Origin of the sequence: Pseudoalteromonas lipolytica, assembly GCF_003515105.1 — a bacterium.
Taxonomy (GTDB): Bacteria; Pseudomonadota; Gammaproteobacteria; order Enterobacterales; family Alteromonadaceae; genus Pseudoalteromonas; species Pseudoalteromonas lipolytica.
This window is the reverse complement of sequence record NZ_CP032090.1, coordinates 1,354,322-1,370,868: the sequence shown is the minus strand read 5'-3', so window position 1 is coordinate 1,370,868 and position 16,547 is coordinate 1,354,322. Positions and strand designations below refer to the sequence as shown.

The window sequence follows — 16,547 nt, the reverse complement described above, 5'->3', positions numbered from 1 at the left end:
ATACACTGAAATGACTATCACTTTGGATTCAAACTGTATGAAATTGCATGATGATATTCATAACTATTATGAAAAACTGGTTGTCGAAGATATAGCGCAACGAGAGTTAGATTCCGTATACAATGACGATGTGATGGCCGATTTATGCTGCACAGTACTCAACCAGCTTCCCGCTCGTTACATTCGCTACGATGTCGATATGGAGTTTTATTTACCGCACAGTGAGCGAATGCTAATGGAACAACAAGTACAAACGGCTATCGATGTTGCAATCAGCCAGGTTGCAAAGAAAAAGGAATTACAGAATGGGCAATGAATTAGAAGCCGCTCCTAATTATATTAAAGTGGCTGTCGACCTTATTATGCTCTTAGAACAAAACGAAGTCCCTGCAGAGGATGTGCTCGCAGCATTAGAAATAGTCAAATCAGATTACGAAAAAAAACGTGTGAAACCTGCTGAATAGAGGCCTTCTATTCAGTGCTTACTCTACACTTACAAGCCCGAATAAGGCGAGTTTATCAGGCAGTATCTGATATGCTCGTGCTTTATTATTTTGAATGATTCATCATTATGCCAATACACAGCTTACTGCGCTTATTTTTTCTTGCCGCTATTTGGGGCGCATCATTCTTGTTTATGCGTATGGCGGCCTCAAGTTTAGGGCCTGCCGTTTTAATTGAACTACGCGTAGGGTTTGCTGCCTTAACACTCTGTGTCTTTGCCGTGTATTTTAATAAAAAGCTTGCTTTTCTTACCTACAAAAAGCACTTTTTTATTATTGGTGCACTCAATTCTGCGATTCCATTTTTATTATTTGCGTTTGCCGCACAAACTATTAATGCCTCGACATTAGCGATTTTAAATTCAACAACCCCCATTTGGGGAGCCATTTTTGGCATAATTTGGAGTAAATCGACACCGAGTAAAAGTATGATACTGGGACTCTTAGTCGGTCTCATTGGGGTTGCTATCCTAGTTGGACAAAACAGCCTAACTATCAATACCGCCACAGTAACAGCAATTATTGCATCCCTGTGTGCCTCACTTAGTTATGCTATTGCCTCGCATTACACCAAACACGCCCCCAAACTGTCAGCTTTCGATAATGCGCATGGCAGTATGTGGGCCGCAAGTATGCTCGTATTACCATTGATTTTTGTGATGCCAATAAGAGAAATGCCAAGTCAAACCGTAATGGCGGGTGTTATTGCTCTGGGTATTGTGTGTACTGCAGTGGCGTATATTCTCTTTTTTCGTCTAATTGACGAGATTGGTCCAACCTCTGCGCTCACCGTTACCTTCTTAATTCCTTTGTTTGGCATTATATGGGGCAACCTGATACTCGACGAAGAAATAGGGCCAAATACGTTACTTGGCGCTCTGTGTGTTATTGCTGGCACCATGCTTGTGACTGGGTTTATTCGTATAAAATCGCTTTTTAAACGACATACCTTGTAACAGAATCCCCTTTGCTTTTTAAAATCCAGTCTATACTCTATTGGATAAAGATACTGATAAAAGGAGAATTATGATGTCAGGCACTACGATGGTGGTATTAATTGTACTGACCTCGGTTGGTTCAGGCGTTATCTTCGATATGTATAAAAAACATTTAGAATTTAAATCGCGCACCCTAAAAGACAATAAAGAAGCGAATGAACAAGTTGCAGCGGTTACCGCTGAGCTTCTTGAGTTAAAACAACGCGTACAGACCCTCGAAGCCATAGTCACAGACTCAAGTTACAGCGTAAAACAAGAGATTAACAAGCTTTAAAACAATTAGGTTCGCATTAAGCGAGTATACTCATCAAGCACTTGCTGATAATAATCAGCATCTTGGTTTAGCATGCGTTGGTAATGTGCACATAGTTGCCCTAAGTAAGCTTGGTGCTCCTTATTCGTTAATTGCCACATCCCCTGTCCTACTCGCGTTATTGGCGTTTTAGCCGATGCGCTCACGAACATTAACTCATAAAAGCGTCTATTTTCAGAAATAAGGTGCTCGGCGACTAAACCAAAATCTAATGACTGTAGGTGGCTACGTACTTTATAGCTATGGTGCACAGGACAAACTATAAAATCGATGTGAGCAAGATGATTGTGAGCCTGAATCTGCGAAATAAACTGACACATTAAATCTCCCCCAACTCCTGCAATAATCACGAGATGACGTTTTTGGGGTGTTAAAGAAATAGTGGCCACATCTTGGCAATGTACCTGCCAATGTCCGCGTTGTTCTTCAGTTGAAAAACGCGCCAGTGTCTGTTGGAGTGACTGCATCAACTCAGGCACGATATCTACAAAGTGGATTTGATCGGCTCTATTATCTTTGAGTAACTGCATGCCTAAAAAGCCATGATCGCAGCAGCAGTCCCAAATCTCATCATACTCATTTGGGACCATTTGCGCGATCGCTGATAAACGCTTACTTAACGCCATTACTGTGTGGTTTTATAAACAAGCGCTTTTAAGCTTCTATCGCTGTCTACTTCAATAAAACCAGCGGTAGGCGCTAAACGTTCAACGAATGTAATTGCACCTTCTGTGTGCTCTGCAATCAGTGCTTTAAATGCTTGTTCAGACATTTCAGGGCTATTGGCACACAACAATAAAAGGGTGTTTTCGTTGAGCAGCTCAGGCAAACGGCGCAATATTTTTTGATAATCTTTCGTCAGAATAAAGCTGCCTTTTTGAAAGCTGGGCGGATCGACAATAATCAACTCATAAGGTGCTGACTTTTTAAGCTTACCAAATGATTTTAAAATATCATGAGGCAAGTAACTAACACCCCGTGTAAACCCATTAAGTTGGTGATTTTGTTTACCTGTTCTGAGCACGCCTTTATTCATATCCATATTAATGACTTGCTCAGCCCCCCCTTGCATTGCCGCAACGGAGAATCCGCAAGTATATGAAAATAAATTCAGTACTTTAGCCCCCTGACTATGAGCCTGTACAAACTCACGGCCACGACGCATATCAGGAAAAATACCGGTATTTTGCCTGCTCAATAAATCGACTCTAAATTTTATGTCATTTTCTTGAACAACATGCTCGTCAGGAAGTTCGCCGTGTACCACGCTATTAATCGTATTTATACCGCTACGCTGTTGATACACCAACGCAGTAATTAATTCTGGGGCATTATTTTGCGCCCATTGCCAAAGTACTTCAGTGAGTTGACCTAGTTGATCGTCAGGGATGCTCTCATACGACACTAAAAATAATGCCGGAGGGTAAAAATCAACATTAATATGGCTTAATTCAGCCACACTGTGGCCGCGGCCATGAAAAATACGGCAAAGTTCGTTAGCCGAAAGTGGCGCATCTGCTAACGCAGTTAAAATGGCTGAAAAATCGTTTGTCATAGTACTTAATTTATTAGCTGTTGTTGTAATTCATGTATTTCGTCACGCACTGAGGCTGCTTTCTCAAACTCCAGATCACTTGCGTACGCGTGCATTTTAGTCTCCAGTGCTTTAATTTGACTGGCAATCTCTTTAGCGCTTAGCACTTTTTTAGATTCTTTACGGACCAATCGAAGGTTATCTTTAGGGCCAGCCTCTTCACCAACATCCATAATATCCGTGATACTTTTCACTAACGCTTGCGGTACAATGCCATGTTCTGCGTTATGAGCTTGCTGTTTTTCACGACGACGATCAGTTTCATCAATAGCCTGACGCATTGAATTCGTTATACGATCACCGTACAGAATTGCTTTACCATTTAAATGACGAGCAGCGCGCCCTATTGTTTGTAATAAAGAACGCGTCGAACGTAAAAAGCCTTCTTTATCAGCATCGAGTATCGCTACGAGTGAAACCTCTGGCATATCAAGGCCTTCTCGTAATAAGTTAATACCCACTAACACATCGAAAACACCAGCGCGCAAATCACGAATAATCTCAACTCGCTCAACAGTATCGATGTCAGAATGCAAATAACGAACTTTTACATCATGATCATTTAAGTAATCCGTTAAGTCTTCTGCCATACGTTTTGTTAAGGTTGTCACTAAGACACGCTCATTTACCTCAACTCGTTTGTAAATCTCAGACAATAAGTCATCAACCTGAGTACCCACAGGGCGCACTTCAATTTCAGGGTCTACTAAGCCTGTAGGACGAATAACTTGTTCAGCCACTTCACCTGCTGAGCGCGTTAGCTCAAATTCGCCTGGCGTTGCCGATACATAAATCGTTTGCGGTGCAATTGCTTCGAACTCTTCAAATCGAAGTGGCCGATTATCCAATGCCGAAGGAAGACGAAATCCATATTCAACTAAGTTCTCTTTTCGACTACGGTCACCTTTGTACATTGCACCAATTTGCGATACGGTCACATGCGACTCATCGATGATCATCAAGGCATCATCAGGTAAATAGTCAAGCAATGTAGGCGGCGGATCGCCCGGAGTACGCCCCGATAAATAACGGCTGTAGTTCTCAATTCCAGAGCAATAACCAAGCTCGGTCATCATTTCTATATCGTATTGTGTTCGCTGTGCAATACGTTGCTCTTCGACAAGTTTATTTGCGCTAAGCAACTGGGCTCTGCGATCTTTTAACTCGACCTTAATATTTTCAATCGCATCAAGAATTTTCTCACGGGGTGTCACATAGTGTGTTTTTGGGTAAATAGTCGCGCGCACAATGTGCTTTTCAACAGCCCCTGTTAATGGATCAAAGATACTTAAACGCTCAATTTCATCATCAAACATTTCCACACGCACCGCGTATGTATCTGACTCAGCAGGGAAAATATCAACCACTTCACCGCGCACACGGTACGTACCACGACTAAATTCAATGTCATTACGCGTATATTGCAACTCGGCTAAGCGACGAAGCATATCACGCTGGTCGACAGTTTCGCCTACTTTGAGTAACAACATCATCTTCATGTACGAGTCAGGATCGCCCAAACCGTAAATAGCCGAAACAGATGCAACAATAATTGTGTCACGGCGTTCAAGTAACGCTTTGGTTGCACTTAAGCGCATTTGCTCAATATGCTCGTTAATAGAGGCATCTTTTTCTATAAATGTGTCACTGGCAACAACATACGCTTCAGGCTGATAGTAATCATAATATGACACGAAATATTCAACCGCATTATGAGGGAAAAACTCTTTCATCTCTCCATATAACTGCGCTGCAAGCGTCTTATTATGCGCCATGATAATCGTTGGCCGATTTAGATCATGGATTATATTTGCCATGGTAAAGGTTTTACCCGTCCCTGTAGCACCTAACAATGTTTGATGAGCAAGCCCTGCTTCAAGGCCCTCAGATAATTGAGCAATGGCCGTGGGTTGGTCACCACTTGGTTTAAATTTTGAAACCAGTTGAAAATGATCACTCATAAATGACACTCCTTCATCGCCGTTGTGCTTAATGCATTTACTTCTTTTATAAACCACTTATAAGCCACAAAAGCCGTAAACAAATTACCCACAGCTGCGCCTATAAACAAGCCTGTTAACCCTGCAATTTCACTCCCGACATAGGCAATTGGCACATAAAAGACAAATAAACGAATGATACTTAAAATCAGCGCATTCATTGGCTTATGTAAAGCATTAAATGAAGAGTTAGAGAGAATTATCACACCTTGCAAACCGTAACTTAATGGCAAGATATAAATGAAAAGTTTAATGACATCAATAACCGCCTGCTCTTTACCAAAGACATGCGCAATAAAACTAGAGGTCAAAAGCAACAGTAAATAAATGCCGAATTGCCAAATCATCACAAACTTCAACGTAGTAATATACGCTTCTTTTACACGGCCTAACTTTCCGGCTCCAAAGTTTTGACTGACAAACGGTGGCAGTGTCATCGACAATGCTAAAACCACTAAACTGGCTATTGACTCAATTCGGCTACCCACACCAAATGCAGCGACGGCTTCAGGGCCATGCTTAGCCACTAACGCCGTCATCACAGCCATTGCAATGGGTGTCAACATGTTCGCCCCTGCTGCAGGTAAACCTATTTTTAAAATTTTTCTTATTGCCCCAATAATCGTTTGTTGGCCAGCGTACAAGCTCAACAAACCATTTTTAATTGCCAGTATATAAAGAATAATCACCACCGCGAAAGACCATGCAATTACACTGGCAATGGCAGCGCCTTGAATACCCAATGCCGGTATTGGGCCCAAACCAAAAATTAAAATCGGATCTAACACGGCATTAATGAGACCCGCGCCCCCCATTACTAAACTCGGCGTTTTTGTATCGCCACTTGCGCGCAAAACAGAATTACCAACCATCGGGGTAATCAAAAATACACTGCCTAAAAACCACACACTCATATAGTCGTGTATTAGCGGAAGTACTTGCTGCCCAGCTCCCAACAATTCAAAAATAGGGTTAATAAATACATACCCAATAACAGACAAGCAAAACACCAAAACCACAGAAATGAGTAAAGCAATACTGGCATCAAACCGAGCTTCATCTAATTTGTCACTCCCTAATGCTTTCGCAATTACCGCTGAAGTGCCAATACCGAGGCCAATGGCAAGACTAATAACCGTAAAGGTTACAGGAAAAGTAAAGCTCACTGCTGCAAGGGGTTCTGTACCAAGTAGACTAATAAAGAAAGTATCAACTAGGTTAAACATCATTAAGGTGATCATCCCGAAGATCATAGGGATAGTCATTTTTTTCAACGTTGGCAGGATTGGAGAGTTTAAAAGATCAGGTTTAGATTTGCTCTGCGACGTCACGGTCATGGGAATACTTTGCCTCTTTTACTGAGCTGATAAGTTTAAAGCATCCTCGCCTTGCAAGCCACGGTTAATTTTAAACAAAGAAAACTGTCACTTTTGAGGCTTTAACATAAAAACAACCACGAACATCGTTAAAAAACAAAATAAGAACATCATTAATAGCATTGTTACAATAAAATGGCAGTAACCGCTGCTTTTTTACACAACAAACCGCGTCATTTTATCGTCACGAATAACATTACTTATCAATTCAGCGTCGCTTCAGATACAAAACTTAACCGTTTGATTTTAAATAAGTAAAAAAAATATGATTAAATGCTTGAAATTGCTGCAGCGCCCTAAAATTCTAGCGCCATAGCTGTTCTTAAAGTTTAATAAACAGAGTTATCCACAGAAACCGTGGATAACTCTCTGAAAGCCGCAATTATAAAGGCTTTTGAGCTCAGTATTTATCGCAACCTATGAAAATCACGCAAGTGTCTTGTTTTAACCCTTTTGTTAGATTCTTTTAAAGAATGCCTAATTATTGTTCACACTCACCCTGCAAATAAATATGACAATTCAAAATAAAGAGGCTAAAAAACAGCCTAACACACTGATAAAAAACACTTAAACCACTCTTCTATCTGTCTTTACATTCACAATTCAGGATCAATTAATGCCGTATTTAACGTTTTTTCTCAACCGACAGACCGATTTGAGACCTCTAAAATGGAAGAATTTAATGCGCAAATAAAAATGATTAGATTAAATTTTTATAGCGAGAATAAAATCTGAGATAAATGACAATTTCCTCTCTTATAAGCCAAAATTCTATACAACGAATACTTTTGACTAATTTATAATATTGCTCGTGGTCAAAAAGCATGCAAAAAATCACATGATCCAACATGAAATTTTACTTTAACCGCGAAAACATCTGTGTTTTTCAGCTACATTTTGTTCAGATCGAACATAAAAACATCGAATACACTTCTTTTTTGAATTTATGAAGTTTTTATGTTGACACTTTGCAATGCTGTCATTAATATTTCGCCCCGTTGAAAGGCATGACGCTTCCCCCTTAGCTCAGTTGGTTAGAGCGACGGACTGTTAATCCGCAGGTCCCCCGTTCGAGTCGGGGAGGGGGAGCCAAGTTTTTCGACCATAAACGTTTCCCCCTTAGCTCAGTTGGTTAGAGCGACGGACTGTTAATCCGCAGGTCCCCCGTTCGAGTCGGGGAGGGGGAGCCAAGTTTATGATTATGATTGTTCCCCCTTAGCTCAGTTGGTTAGAGCGACGGACTGTTAATCCGCAGGTCCCCCGTTCGAGTCGGGGAGGGGGAGCCAAATCATAAAGCACACTACTCTATTGTTCCCCCTTAGCTCAGTTGGTTAGAGCGACGGACTGTTAATCCGCAGGTCCCCCGTTCGAGTCGGGGAGGGGGAGCCAACTTCCAGAATATATTAGACTTTTATCATCTTTCACATTCTGCGAATCTATTAGACTTTCTGCCTTATATATTCTAATCTATCCTGAGTTATTTCTTTTTTGCTATTTAAATAGAATTCACTGTACTTAAAGCAATCAATCAGGGAATTGATTCTTCCTTTTAGGCTTTTATAAGATAAAAAACATGGCAGGCTTTAAAAAACTAATATTTGTTCAACTTATTTCTTGGCTACTATTTGCATTGCTCGGTGGGTATTTTATTGCACTGGGGTTTGACAACGCAGTTAGCGATGCTCAGAAAAAAGCGCAATTCGTAGTGAATACTTACATAAATAGTTTAACGATGGACGAGCTTGCGCCTGAAAAAATACAAAAAGCGCTTGCCGACGGCACTACTTTCTCTAAATTTATAATACGAGATCAAGCAGGTAACCTCGTTACCATGGTTGAATCGCCACAGCCCCTGCCCCTCTTTGCAGATATTGTAAATACGAGCTTTAATTCGATTCGCCCACAATTTGCTGTTAACCAAGCTTCTGACATAAAAGTTGAATTCACAATCAACGCAAACAATCTGGCAAACCTGCTACAACAGTCCATGTTTATTGTCATTTTAGTCTCAGGCTTAATTGCTTTGTTGCCTATTATATATATGCAAAGCATGTTTAGACGCTTAAACCGAAAAGTGAGCACCACCATTGCAGATATCATCGATATCTATATCAATCAAAATCAGGTTAATGGCGATCTTGAACAAGCAATGGACACAACACGCTTGAAAAAGCTTAGTAAAGATTTAATACCTACTTTCAATCGTCTTTCGCACTTTTTACAAACCAAGCATGATGATATTGAAAACAATGCAATGAGCATTAAGCAAGAAGCGTATAAAGATGTCATTACAAATCTTGGTAATCGTAATATGTTCGTCGAATACTACGAGAAAAACATCGAAAATGCCGATAAAAGCACCTTTGGCTCTTTAGCTATGGTGCGTTGTAGTGAGCTACAAGCAATAAACCAAACTCGCGGTTATCAAAAAGGCGATGAATACGTAAAAGGTGTTGCCGATATTATTAAACATATCAGTGGTACTTACACCAATAGCCAAGTATTTCGGGTAAACAGTTCAGACTTTGCTGTTATTTTACCTAATACTCCCCTAAAAGAAGCTGAACGATTCGGTGATAACTTACAATCGCGTTTTACGCAGTATCAGCAAAACCAAGAATTAAGTTCAGTAGCAAATACAGGCATAGTTGGGTACGAAAAAGGCAAACCTTTAGGCGAACTACTGTCGATTGTTGATAACGCTATGAGCATGGCACAATCTAAGCAAGCAAATGCATGGCATGTTCAACGCGAAACAGATTTAGTAAACAATGTGAGTGCTGGCTTTGGTAATCAAAACTGGCGCAAAGTGATAAACGAAGTGATCGAGTCAAAGCGTGTTCACTTAGTTATGCAAAATATCATGCCAATTGGTAAAAGCATCAAAGCCTATGCCGAAATTCAAGTGCGCTTTAAAACAGCCGAAAATCAAATGCTTCCTACGGCGTCTTTTTTAGCGATGGCCGAAAAACTCGGTATGGCAATGGAAATTGATCGATTAATAATCGACACCACCCTTGAAAAAGTGAAGACACGCAACTTCTCACAAAAGTTTTTTGGTATAAATGTCACAGCATCCAGTGCGCATAATGATCAGTTTCTTATTTGGTTAGAACGCCGTTTGTTAAAAGATAACAATATTGCCACTAAATTAATTTTTGAAGTCAGCGAATTTGGTCTTCAGCAAAATATAAAAGCAAGTAAGCGTTTTATTGATATGGTTCATCGTGTCGGTGCGCGTGTGACTGTTGAACGCTTTGGTGTAGGCTTAACTTCATTTAAATTCTTCAGAGACTTGAAGCCTGACTTTATTAAAATGGATGCAAGCTATACCCGCGGTCTTGAAGATGATAAAAACAATCAATATTTTATGCGCTTAATGGTAGATCTTGCTCACCGGATTGGGGTTAATGTTTTTGCCGAAGGTGTAGAGAGCCAGGAAGAGAAACACATTATCGAAACCCTTTGCTTAGATGGCGTGCAGGGTTATTACATAGAAAAACCAAAAGACATCTAAGATCTACGCCAATAAGACCTAATAAACCGACTGTTTATCAGGTCTTTAACGTAACTTTAACACTTCAAATACAAACAGCTTTGTTAATTTAAGCTAATCGCCTCGCATGTGTTGTGTCAGCCTCCAGAAAAAAGGATAATGACGTTGTTTTTATTCTCGTGAGGCACGCATGACAGAGTATGTCTTGTTACTGATTGGTACCGTACTAGTCAACAACTTCGTTTTAGTTCAGTTTTTAGGTTTATGCCCGTTTATGGGTGTATCAGGTAAACTCGACACTGCTATTGGTATGTCTTTAGCGACAACCTTTGTGCTAACACTCGCCTCTGTTACCAGCTATCTGGTGAATCACTATATTTTGATTCCACTCGATATCGCATTTTTACGCACCATGAGCTTTATTTTGGTGATTGCTGTCGTTGTGCAATTTACTGAGATGGTTGTTAGAAAAACCAGTCCAACTTTGTATCGTTTGCTCGGTATATTCTTGCCCCTGATCACAACAAACTGTGCAGTGTTAGGTGTTGCCCTTCTTAATATCAAAGAAGACCATTCATTCTTACAATCAGCCGTGTATGGTTTTGGCGCAGCAGTTGGTTTTTCAATGGTGTTAATTCTTTTTGCCGCATTACGCGAACGTTTAGCTGTTGCAGACGTTCCTTCACCATTTAAAGGTGCATCGATTGCGATGATCACCGCAGGTCTGATGTCGATGGCCTTTATGGGTTTTACAGGATTAGTGAAGTTTTAATATGACCTTGTTTTATGCCTTAATTGCGCTAGGTTCATTAGCGCTAATATTTGGTTTGATTTTAGGATTTGCTGCCGTACGTTTTCGGGTAGAAAGCAACCCTATCGTTGATCAAATTGACACCATATTGCCACAAACTCAATGTGGACAATGTGGCTACCCTGGTTGTCGCCCTTACGCAGAGGCGATAGCGAATGGTGACGAAATAAATAAATGCCCGCCGGGCGGCGAAGCCACGGTAAAAAAACTGGCAGATTTAATGGGGGTTGAAGCAAAACCTCTTGCTGGCGGCGAACAAGCAGAGCCAGTAAAAACCGTTGCATACATTCGAGAAGACGAATGTATTGGCTGTACTAAATGTATCCAAGCCTGCCCTGTTGATGCCATTGTTGGTGCGACCCGTCAAATGCATACCGTACTCATTGACGAATGCACTGGCTGTGATTTATGTGTTGAACCTTGCCCAGTTGACTGTATTGATATGCTGCCTGTAAAAGAAACCAAACAAACTTGGAAATGGCAATTAAATGCAATCCCTGTGACTCAGGTAGATTAGGAGCGCAGATGGAAACGTTAATAGAACAAATCAAACAAGGTAAAGTCTGGCCATTCGCTGGGGGGATTCATCCACCTGGACAAAAGCAACAATCAACATCACGTGCAATTGAGCGACTAGAGCTGCCAGATAAATTAGTTGTGTCACTAAAACAACATATTGGTGCCAACGGCAAATTAATCGTAGTAAAAGGCCAATCAGTTCTTAAAGGTCAAGCGTTAACGAAACCTAGCGGTAACTGGTCAGTGCCTGTACATGCGCCTACTTCTGGTGTGATCACAGATATCTGCCCGATGCCATCTGCACACCCATCAGCGTTGCCTGAGCTCAGCGTCATTATTGAACCAGATGGCAAAGATACATGGTGTGAACTAAACCCTGTTGATGACCCTAAAGCACTCTCACATGATGAGCTAGTCGATATTATTCATCAATCAGGTATTGCAGGGATGGGGGGAGCTGGTTTTCCCACTTATGTAAAAGCAGATACGCGAAAAAGCATTGAATTTTTAATTGTAAATGCCGTTGAGTGTGAGCCATACATCACTGCAGACGACATGTTAATGCGTGAACATGCACACGGAATTATCGCCGGTATTGAGTTAATGCAGCACTTGCTCAACCCAACACTGACAATCATAGGTATTGAAGATAATAAGCCAGAAGCTATTGCAGCAATGCAACAAGCAGCAAAACATAATGAGTCTATCATTGTTCAAACTGTCCCTACTGTTTATCCTTCTGGCGGTGAAAAACAATTGATAAAATTGCTAACAGGCAAAGAAGTACCTAGCGGCAATATTCCTGCTGACATTGGTATGTTAGTGCACAATGTAGGCACCCTGTTTGCAATTAACCAAGCGGTTTATGAAGGCAAGCCATTAATTGAACGCGTGGTCACAGTGACTGGCAATACAATCCATAAACAAGGAAATGTATGGGCGTTACTTGGCACTGAAATAAAACACTTACTAGATTGCCAAGGCTTTTCACCGGTGCCACAACAACGAGTTGTCATGGGCGGCCCTATGATGGGCTTTACCTTACCAACGGTAAGAATCGGCATTGTAAAAACCACAAACTGTATTTTAGCCCCTGATCATCAAGAGCTGGCTGAACCAGGAGACGAAAAAGCCTGTATTCGTTGTAGTGCCTGTGCTGATGCCTGCCCTGCTTCGCTATTACCCCAACAGCTGCAGTGGTTTGCTAAGTCAAAAGAATACGACAAGTTAAATGAGCATAACCTATTCGATTGCATCGAATGTGGAGCCTGCGCCTATGTCTGCCCGAGTGAAATTCCACTTGTGCAATACTACCGAGTTGCTAAAGCCGAAATCAAAGAGCAACAAGCAGAACAAATAAAAGCTGAGCGCGCCAGAGAGCGCTTTGAAGCACGCAAAGAGCGTTTAGAGCGCGAGCAAGAAGAGCGACAAAACCGTCATAAACGCAAGCCCGCGACGAAGTCGAGCGATGAAAAACAAAAAGTGGCTGATGCCCTCGCCCGTGTTAAACCAAAATCTGACGATAAAGACAGTAAATCAGCTGTTGCAGCCGCTATTGCCCGTGCCAAAGCGAAAAAACAAGGCGCAGAACTGGAACCTGATAATTCTGAAGTAGCTAAAGAGCGTGCTGCACGTAAAGAGCAAGCGCGTAAGTACAAAGAGCAAAAAGCGCTAGAGCAAAGTGAAGAAACCGTCGATAAAGACGATAAGAAGTCAGCTGTTGCAGCGGCTATTGCCCGTGCTAAAGCGAAAAAAGCAGCACAAGCCACTGAAGCTGATAACGCAACCGATGCAGAGCCTGCAGCCGTTGACGATAAAAAAGCGGCCGTAGCTGCGGCGATTGCCCGTGCTAAAGCGAAAAAAGCAGCGCAAGCCACTGAAGCTGATAACGCAACCGATGCAGAGCCTGCAGCCGTTGACGATAAAAAAGCGGCCGTAGCGGCGGCGATTGCCCGTGCTAAAGCGAAAAAAGCAGCGCAAGCCACTGAAGCTGATAACGCAACCGATGCAGAGTCTGCAGCCGTTGACGATAAAAAAGCGGCTGTTGCAGCGGCGATTGCCCGTGCTAAAGCGAAAAAAGCAGCGCAAGCCACAGAAGCTGAGAACGCAACCGATGCAGAGCCTGCAGCCGTTGACGATAAAAAAGCGGCCGTAGCCGCGGCGATTGCCCGTGAAAAAGCAAAAAAATCAGCGAAAGAGCAAGCCGAAACTGAGAGCGCAACCGATGCAGAACCTGCAGCCGTTGACGATAAAAAAGCGGCCGTAGCAGCGGCAGTTGCCCGTGCAAAAGCGAAAAAAGCAGCGAAAGAGCACGCTGAGCAACAAGCAAAAAACGAAAGCGAAAGCGCAGACACCCACGGTACTGACGCTCACTCTGATGATTCAAGTACAGATGAATCTGAAGCACAGCAAATAGATAACACGCCTGAATCAAGCGAAGACAAAAAGAAAGCGGCGATTGCACGTGCAATTGCTCGCGCTAAAGCTAAAAAGTTACAACAAGAAGGAACCGATAAGTCATGAAACTAACCATGGCCAGTTCGCCGCATAATCATAGTACCAAATCATTAAGCCGTTTAATGATCACCGTGATTGCTGCGTGTATTCCAGGTTTAATAGCCCAAGTTTACTTTTTTGGCACTGCGGTATTAATTCAGCTTGTGCTCGCATTACTGACTGTCAGTGCCTGTGAAGCGGCTGTTCTGTTACTTCGTAAACGCAAAGTATGGCCAACATTAAGTGATGGTAGTGCTTGGCTTACAGCTGTGCTATTGGCGCTTAGTATCCCACCTCTTGCCCCATGGTGGATTATCGTAATTGGTTGCCTATTTGCTATTGTCATTGTTAAACAACTTTATGGCGGGCTTGGTTTTAACTTGTTTAACCCTGCAATGGCGGCATATGTATTATTGCTTGTGTCATTCCCTGTGCAAATGACAAGCTGGCTGCCAGTAAACGAACTGCTCGCAAATCCAATTAGCTTTACACAACAACTATCCGTTATTTTTAACGGCTTTACCTCTGCTGGATTTAGCGTTGATCAGCTGCGTGTTGCAATTGATGGCACAACAATGGCAACCCCTTTAGATACGGTTAAAACCGATGTGGCTCACCACCTAACAGTGTCAGAAAGTATGAGCAAACCACTGTTTAATGATTGGTTTGGACTTGGCTGGGGCTGGGTAAACTTTGGCTTCTTATTAGGTGGTTTATACTTATTAAAAGCAAAGATAATAAACTGGCATATTCCAGTCGGCTTTTTAGCATCTCTCATACTGTGCAGTGGTATTGGTTATATTGCAGCGCCAGGCACAGAGCCAGGCGTGGTATTTCATCTATTCAGTGGTGCAACCATGTTAGGTGCATTTTTTATCGCGACTGATCCTGTTTCGGCATCAACCACCAATAAGGGCCGCTTAATTTACGGAGCCTTAATTGGTTTACTTATTTACTTAATTCGTACCTTTGGTGGTTATCCAGATGCGGTGGCATTTAGTGTTTTGTTATTAAATATGGCTGTGCCGTTAATTGATTACTATACACAACCACGTACTTACGGCCATGGAGTGAAATAATGATCCTTTCCTCAATGACTAAAAATGGTGGCATTCTTACTGTTTTTGCACTGCTTACCACGGGGGCTGTTGCACTGACACATAGCCTGACGGCTGAGCGTATAAGCGAGCAAGAAAAAAAGCAACTTGCAGAGCAATTACAGCAAGTGCTTGATGCCCATCACTATGACAATCAACTATATAAAGATTGTGTGATCATTACAGATGAACGTTTAGGACCTCGTCCTGATCAGGTTATTTACCGTGCTTACAAAAATAACGAACCCTATGCTTTAGTGATGCGCCATGTCACACCTAGTGGCTACAGCGGCGATATCAACTTACTAACAGCCGTATTTGCTAATGGCGACATTGCTGGCGTGCGTGTCACAAAGCACGAAGAAACGCCCGGTCTCGGCGATAAAGTCGAAATAAAAAAATCGGATTGGATCACCCTCTTTAAAGGCCAAAATGTGCTAGGTGACGATGACACACGTTGGGCCGTTAAAAAAGATGGCGGTCAGTTTGATCAGTTTACTGGGGCAACAATTACCCCTCGAGCGGTCGTTGGCTCAGTCAAAAATGCGGTGCTGTTCGCAAAAGCTGAGTTTGATAACCTATTTGCTGCGCCAAATTCATGCCAAGGAGCACAGTAATGAGCGAAATCAAAACCTTATTTAAAGAGGGTATGTGGGCAAACAACCCCGCCCTTGTGCAATTACTGGGCTTGTGTCCTCTGCTGGCCGTAACATCAACCATTACAAATGCGTTAGGCCTTGGTTTAGCAACCTTACTGGTATTGGTTGGTTCAAACATCACTGTCTCTATTGTGCGTAACTGGGTGCCGAAAGATATACGTATTCCCGTTTTCGTGATGATCATTGCAGGGTTTGTTACCATCGTTCAGCTGCTTATGAACGCCTACACATTTGGTCTGTATCAATCATTAGGTATTTTTATTCCACTGATTGTAACCAACTGCGCAATTATTGGCCGAGCAGAGGCATTTGCCTCTAAAAATACCGTGCCTCTTTCTGCATTCGATGGCTTAATGATGGGACTTGGCTTTATGTTGGTGCTTGTTGTGCTTGGCGCTATTCGAGAATTAATAGGCCAAGGCACACTGTTTGATGGTGCCGACTTATTACTTGGACCATGGGCAGAAGTACTGCGCATTGAAGTATTTAGCTTTGACAATCAGTTCTTATTAGCAATTTTACCTCCTGGCGCTTTTTTAGGGCTTGGATTATTGATTGCGGCAAAGAATGTGATTGATACACAAATAAAATCTAAGCAAGTTGTTACTCCAGAAGTAGAAAAAGGCCCTCGAGCCCGAGTAACGAGTTTAACTTAAAGGAGAGCACGCACCGTCACTGCGTGCTT

General features: G+C 42.1%; 15 protein-coding genes and 4 tRNA genes. 15 read left to right on the top strand and 4 right to left on the bottom strand.

Translation table 11 applies throughout. The features are described from left to right. Positions 1–37: 37 nt before the first annotated feature. From D0907_RS06295 to D0907_RS06280, 4 genes are all read left to right on the top strand, one after another. Positions 38–316 carry a late competence development ComFB family protein gene (locus D0907_RS06295; RefSeq protein ID WP_065978833.1) on the top strand — a complete coding sequence of 93 codons (279 nt, stop codon included), beginning with the start codon at positions 38–40 and terminating at the stop codon, positions 314–316. Continuing rightward, positions 306–464 carry a YbaM family protein gene (locus D0907_RS06290; protein WP_075594137.1) on the top strand — a complete coding sequence of 53 codons (159 nt, stop codon included), beginning with the start codon at positions 306–308 and terminating at the stop codon, positions 462–464. The genes D0907_RS06295 and D0907_RS06290 overlap by 11 nt, the downstream gene beginning before the upstream one ends. Before the next feature lie 107 nt (positions 465–571). After that, positions 572–1,459 carry a DMT family transporter gene (locus D0907_RS06285; protein WP_118844172.1) on the top strand — a complete coding sequence of 296 codons (888 nt, stop codon included), beginning with the start codon at positions 572–574 and terminating at the stop codon, positions 1,457–1,459. A gap of 73 nt (positions 1,460–1,532) precedes the next feature. After that, positions 1,533–1,775 carry a hypothetical protein gene (locus D0907_RS06280; protein WP_118844171.1) on the top strand — a complete coding sequence of 81 codons (243 nt, stop codon included), beginning with the start codon at positions 1,533–1,535 and terminating at the stop codon, positions 1,773–1,775. A gap of 5 nt (positions 1,776–1,780) precedes the next feature. Here D0907_RS06280 and D0907_RS06275 read toward each other — a convergent pair whose 3' ends face one another. From D0907_RS06275 to D0907_RS06260, 4 genes are read right to left on the bottom strand one after another with little or no spacing between them, the layout of a single operon-like run. Next, entirely contained in the window at positions 1,781–2,440 is a 660-nt protein-coding gene (locus tag D0907_RS06275; RefSeq protein WP_036969481.1) for a tRNA (adenine(22)-N(1))-methyltransferase, read from the bottom strand. Further along, positions 2,440–3,369 (bottom strand): class I SAM-dependent methyltransferase, encoded by a 930-nt coding sequence (locus tag D0907_RS06270; protein WP_074989788.1) that lies wholly within the window; start codon positions 3,367–3,369, stop codon positions 2,440–2,442. The genes D0907_RS06275 and D0907_RS06270 overlap by 1 nt, the downstream gene beginning before the upstream one ends. 5 nt (positions 3,370–3,374) lie before the next feature. Then, on the bottom strand, positions 3,375–5,369 hold the full coding sequence (gene uvrB / locus D0907_RS06265) for an excinuclease ABC subunit UvrB (RefSeq protein ID WP_036969486.1): 1,995 nt from the start codon (positions 5,367–5,369) through the stop codon (positions 3,375–3,377). Next, on the bottom strand, positions 5,366–6,745 hold the full coding sequence (locus D0907_RS06260) for an MATE family efflux transporter (RefSeq protein WP_074989787.1): 1,380 nt from the start codon (positions 6,743–6,745) through the stop codon (positions 5,366–5,368). Before D0907_RS06260 ends, uvrB begins: the two co-directional genes overlap by 4 nt. A gap of 1,054 nt (positions 6,746–7,799) precedes the next feature. On the opposite strand from D0907_RS06260, the gene D0907_RS06255 reads away from it, so the two are divergent. From D0907_RS06255 to D0907_RS06205, 11 genes are all read left to right on the top strand, one after another. Then, a tRNA-Asn gene (locus D0907_RS06255) sits at positions 7,800–7,876 on the top strand. A 21-nt stretch (positions 7,877–7,897) separates the two neighbouring features. Beyond that, a tRNA-Asn gene (locus D0907_RS06250) sits at positions 7,898–7,974 on the top strand. Between the two features lie 19 nt (positions 7,975–7,993). Beyond that, positions 7,994–8,070, top strand: a tRNA-Asn gene (locus tag D0907_RS06245). A 26-nt stretch (positions 8,071–8,096) separates the two neighbouring features. Beyond that, positions 8,097–8,173: transfer RNA gene (locus tag D0907_RS06240), tRNA-Asn, on the top strand. Positions 8,174–8,357: 184 nt separating this feature from the next. Beyond that, positions 8,358–10,301 (top strand): EAL domain-containing protein, encoded by a 1,944-nt coding sequence (locus tag D0907_RS06235; RefSeq protein ID WP_036969491.1) that lies wholly within the window; start codon positions 8,358–8,360, stop codon positions 10,299–10,301. 169 nt (positions 10,302–10,470) lie between these two features. Further along, on the top strand, positions 10,471–11,052 hold the full coding sequence (gene rsxA / locus D0907_RS06230) for an electron transport complex subunit RsxA (protein WP_036969494.1): 582 nt from the start codon (positions 10,471–10,473) through the stop codon (positions 11,050–11,052). Between the two features lies 1 nt (position 11,053). Then, positions 11,054–11,608 carry an electron transport complex subunit RsxB gene (gene rsxB, locus D0907_RS06225; RefSeq protein WP_036969496.1) on the top strand — a complete coding sequence of 185 codons (555 nt, stop codon included), beginning with the start codon at positions 11,054–11,056 and terminating at the stop codon, positions 11,606–11,608. Positions 11,609–11,616: 8 nt separating this feature from the next. Continuing rightward, complete coding sequence (gene rsxC, locus D0907_RS06220; protein WP_118844170.1) at positions 11,617–14,133, top strand: electron transport complex subunit RsxC; 2,517 nt, start codon at positions 11,617–11,619, stop codon at positions 14,131–14,133. Next, positions 14,130–15,185, top strand: coding sequence for an electron transport complex subunit RsxD (rsxD, locus tag D0907_RS06215; protein ID WP_118844169.1), 1,056 nt, complete (start codon positions 14,130–14,132; stop codon positions 15,183–15,185). The genes rsxC and rsxD overlap by 4 nt, the downstream gene beginning before the upstream one ends. Further along, entirely contained in the window at positions 15,185–15,820 is a 636-nt protein-coding gene (rsxG, locus tag D0907_RS06210) for an electron transport complex subunit RsxG (protein WP_036969504.1), read from the top strand. The genes rsxD and rsxG overlap by 1 nt, the downstream gene beginning before the upstream one ends. After that, a complete protein-coding gene (locus D0907_RS06205) occupies positions 15,820–16,518 on the top strand; it encodes an electron transport complex subunit E (RefSeq protein WP_036969507.1) in 699 nt (232 codons plus the stop codon). Before rsxG ends, D0907_RS06205 begins: the two co-directional genes overlap by 1 nt. The last annotated feature ends 29 nt before the right edge of the window (positions 16,519–16,547 follow it).